Genomic DNA, 3,915 nt, shown 5'->3' on the forward strand with positions numbered 1-3,915 from the left:
GCCCGCTGGGTCGAGGCCGGACGGCGCCGGCGCACGCTCAGCCTGCTGCGCGCGGGCGCCGGTGTCCTGCTCGTCACCGCGGGCGTCACCGCGTTCTCACCGCGTCATCCGCCGCCGGTGCGGCGCAGTGGACCCCAGGACTTCTCCTGCCGCTCCACCGCCTCCCGGGCCTCGTCGATCGTGCGGGTGTCGATCCAGCACAGCGGCCGGATGTCCGCGAGCAACGGCTCGTTGTCGGGCCCGCGGCCCGTCTCCCGGCCCTTGAGGACCCAGGGACGGACACCGGGTCCCTTCTCGTGCGGCAGATGCGAGTAGTCGTACAGCCGCCGGGCCACCCACACGGCCACGGGCCGGCCCTCCCACCACTCCTCGACGTCGAGCGGGTTGGCCGACAGCCCCGGCATGGGCACGCCGGTCAGCTCGTCCGTGCTGGACACGTCCGCGAGGTCGGTGCCCGGGCCACGCGACCAGCGGACATACAGGCCCTGGTGCCGTTCGACCAGGTCGGTGAGCTCGGCGAGTGTGTGTACGACCGGCAGGTCGTCCGATACGCCCATGTGATGACCTCCCTCATGGCGTCGCGCGCAGACGGGGTACCCGTACCGCGCAGACGGAATCGGACGGACCGCTAGCGTGCCGGGGCGCCGGGCAGCCGCAGGGTGAAGACGCTGCCGGCGCCGGGTTCGCTGGCCGCGTCGACGGTGCCGCCGTGCGCGGCGACCAGGTGGCGGACGATCGGCAGGCCCAGGCCGCTGCCGCCGGTGCGCCGGCTGCGGGACTTCTCCGCACGCCAGAACCGCTCGAAGACGCGCGGCAGGTCGTCGGCCGGGATGCCGGCGCCGGTGTCGGTGACCTCCAGCAGGACGGCGTCGCCGTCGCGGCGCGCGGACAGGGTGACCGTGCCGTCGGCGGGCGTGTGGCGCAGCGCGTTGGAGACCAGGTTGCCCAGTGCCTGCCGCAGCCGGACCGGGTCGGCGTCCAGCCAGGGCGTGCCGTCCACGGTGGTGCGCAGCAGGACGCCCGCCGTGTCCGCCGCCACGCGGTGCGCGGCGGCGACCTGGTCGAGGAGGTCGGCGCAGGCGACCGGCTCCCGGTGCAGCCGCAGGGTGCCGGCGTCGGCGTCGGCGAGGTCGCGCAGGTCGTCGATGACGCGCTGGAGGACGAGGGCCTCGTCGTGCAGGGCGGCGAGCAGCGCCGGGTCCGGGTCGACGACGCCGTCGCGGGTGACCTCCAGCCAGCCGCGGATGTTGGTGAGCGGGGTGCGCAGTTCGTGGGCGATGTCGCTGACCATCGCCTTGCGCTGGGCCTCCAGGCGTTCGCGGCGCTCGGTCAGCTCGTTGAAGGCGGCGGCCAGGATGCCGGTCTCGTCGCGGGTGGTGACCGGGACCCGCACATGCCGCTCCGGCGGCTGCTGGGCCGCCTCGGTGAGGGCGCGCAGGGGCCGCACCAGCCGGGTGGCGACCATCGCGGTCACGGCGACGGTCACGGCGAGGACCAGCCCGGCGGCGCCGACGACCTTGGCCTTGTTGGCCGGGGACATGTCGAACCGCACGGCGGGAGTGTCCCCGTCGCCGCCGAGGAACAGCTGGGCGGCGGGGGCGACGTACGGGTCGAGCTGGGCGCGGCGGGCGTCGTCGACGCAGGCCTGGGCCGTGCGCAGGGCCTTGCCGGCCGCTTTGGCGAACCCGGGCGCGGCGGTCGGTGCCCGCGCGGAACCGGTGAAGTCCACTCCGAGCGACAACGGCATCCCGGGATCCAGGCCCGTCCGGTTCAGACAGCCACGGGCGCGCGCCCGCAGTGCGCTCAGCGCCTTCTCCTCCGTGGGAACCGGCGTGTTCAGCAGGCCGTCGGCGCACGCGTCGGGCACCGGGCCGGTGTCCGCTTGCCCGTCCGTCCCCGTGAGGAGGGGGCGGCCGCTCGGCGTGCGGGTGAGGCGCAGCTCGATGCCGTGGCGGGCGAAGCAGGCCTGGCGTGCCCGGGCCAGGACGTCGAGCTTGGCGCGTTCCGCCGCGGTGATCCGGTAGGGGCCCACCACCCGGGGGTCCGTGCCGCCGAGCTGGGCGCCGCGCTCGGTGAAGGTGTCGGTGCGCAGGGGGTCGACTGTGGCGGCGGCGGTCAGCGGCAGGGCGGTGCCGGGCGGCGCGGAGTCGGCGATGGCCGTACGGTCGGCGCCGGTGAGGGCGATGCGCCGGCCCGTCTTCGCGGACAGGTCCCGTACGGTCTTCTGGACGCCCCTCCAGTCGGGGTGGGTCGCGGCGTGGCCGCTGAGCCGGGCGAGGACGTCCATGTCGTCGGCGAGGACCTGGCCCTGCTCCTCCCGCAGGGCGCGGGTGGTGGTCTCCACCGCCAGCCAGGCCGTCGCCGCCACGGAGCACACGGCGATGAGGCCGGAGGTGATGAGCAGCCGGACCAGCAGGCGCTTGCGCAGCGGTATCCAGCCGCTCATCCGCGGCCGCCGCTGAGCTTGTAGCCGACCCCGAAGACGGTCAGCAGCCGGGCCGGCCGGCGCGGGTCCGCCTCGATCTTGCGGCGCAGGTTCATGACGTGGACGTCGACGGCCCGTTCGGTGGAGGCCCGGTCGGTGCCCCGGGTGACCTCCAGCAACTGCCGCCGGGAGAACACCCGTTCCGGCTCGCCGGCCATCGCCAGCAGGATCTCGAACTCGGCCGGCGTGCACTCCACGGGCGCTCCGTCACAGCTCACCTCGTGCCGTACCGGGTCGACCGTGATCCCCCCGGCCCGTACGGCGGGGTCCTCCCGCCGGTCGGCGGCCGCCCGCCCGCTGCGCCGCAGCACGGTACGGATGCGGGCCATCAGCTCACGCGGACTGTACGGCTTGGTCATGTAGTCGTCGGCGCCGAGTTCCAGGCCCAGCAGGACGTCGTCCTCGGCGGTGCGGGCGGTGAGCATCAGGACGGGGATGTCGTCGTCCCGGCGCAGCACCCGGCACACGCCGAAGCCGTCGATCACCGGCAGCATCAGGTCCAGGACGACGAGGTCCGGCCTGAGCCGGCGGGCCGCGTCGAGGGCGGCCCGGCCGTCGTGGACCACGGTCGCGGTGTGGCCCTCCGCCAGCAGGGAGCGCCGGACGAGCTCGGCCTGCATCGCGTCGTCCTCGGCGACCAGCACGTGTGCGCACATCCGGCGGATCCTAAGCGGTAGGGGGTCGGGAGGCCTCAGCGGGCCAGGGAGGCTGCGTCGCCCATGACGACGACGGGGTGACGTTCGGGGTCCAGGGCCAGCAGCAGCGCCTTCATGTGCTGTTCGGCGATGCTGACGCAGCCCTGGGTCGGCCCGCCGTGGTCGACGTGCAGCCAGATGCCGCCGCCGCGGTCCGCGCCGAGGGGCCGGGTCCAGTCCAGGGGTGAGGTGCCGGGCTTCCGGTTGTAGTCGATGGCGATCACGTGGTCGAAGGACCCGGCGAGCGGCTCGCCCTCGAAGCCGGTGCCGGACAGGCTGAACGCCGTCGACCGGTCGTACGGCAGCCGGGTCCCGGGGTCGCGCAGCAGGCCGCCGGCGGCGGTGAGCGTGTAGACGCCGACGGGTGAGCGCAGGTCCCCGAGCCGGTGGTGGTCGGTCCAGCCCTTGAGCGCGTTGTGCGCGGGCCAGCTCTCGCCGGCCTGCCAGCCGGCCGGGGTGCGCTCGTACAGGACGACGGTGGACGTCGAGGAGTTCTTGCCGCGCCCGGTCACGACGACGGCCTGCCGGGTGCGGGAGGGCACCTCGGCGAGGGTCTGCGGCCCGAGGCCGGGCAGTCGCCGCGGGGCGGCCGCGACGGAGACCTCGGAGGAGGACGACGGGGCGGACGGGGCCGCGGCCTTGCGCGTCGGGGCGGCCTCGGGGCGGTGGTCCGGGACCGCCGGGCCCGCCGCCAGCCGCCGTATCTGAGGCAGCGCGAGCGCGAGCGGAAACACC

4 protein-coding genes are annotated in these 3,915 nt (G+C 75.2%); all 4 read right to left on the reverse strand.

The features are described 5' to 3' along the window. Positions 1-104: 104 nt before the first annotated feature. Positions 105-557: a DUF6098 family protein gene (locus ACWD0J_RS41025; RefSeq protein ID WP_451500965.1), complete on the reverse strand. Its 453-nt coding sequence runs from the start codon at positions 555-557 to the stop codon at positions 105-107. A 71-nt stretch (positions 558-628) separates the two neighbouring features. Continuing rightward, positions 629-2,446, reverse strand: coding sequence for an ATP-binding protein (locus ACWD0J_RS41030; protein WP_451500966.1), 1,818 nt, complete (start codon positions 2,444-2,446; stop codon positions 629-631). Beyond that, positions 2,443-3,141, reverse strand: a complete 699-nt coding sequence (locus ACWD0J_RS41035; protein WP_451500967.1) for a response regulator — start codon at positions 3,139-3,141, stop codon at positions 2,443-2,445. Before ACWD0J_RS41035 ends, ACWD0J_RS41030 begins: the two co-directional genes overlap by 4 nt. A gap of 35 nt (positions 3,142-3,176) precedes the next feature. Continuing rightward, positions 3,177-3,893 (reverse strand): hypothetical protein, encoded by a 717-nt coding sequence (locus ACWD0J_RS41040; protein WP_451500968.1) that lies wholly within the window; start codon positions 3,891-3,893, stop codon positions 3,177-3,179. Positions 3,894-3,915 lie beyond the last annotated feature (22 nt).

The sequence above is a fragment of the Streptomyces sp. NPDC003011 genome, assembly GCF_053591515.1.

Coding starts and splice junctions, on each gene's coding strand:
- ACWD0J_RS41025 (WP_451500965.1), bottom strand. CDS start 557: ATGGGCGTATCGGACGACCTGCCGGTCGTACACACACTCGCCGAGCTC.
- ACWD0J_RS41030 (WP_451500966.1), bottom strand. CDS start 2,446: ATGAGCGGCTGGATACCGCTGCGCAAGCGCCTGCTGGTCCGGCTGCTC.
- ACWD0J_RS41035 (WP_451500967.1), bottom strand. CDS start 3,141: ATGTGCGCACACGTGCTGGTCGCCGAGGACGACGCGATGCAGGCCGAG.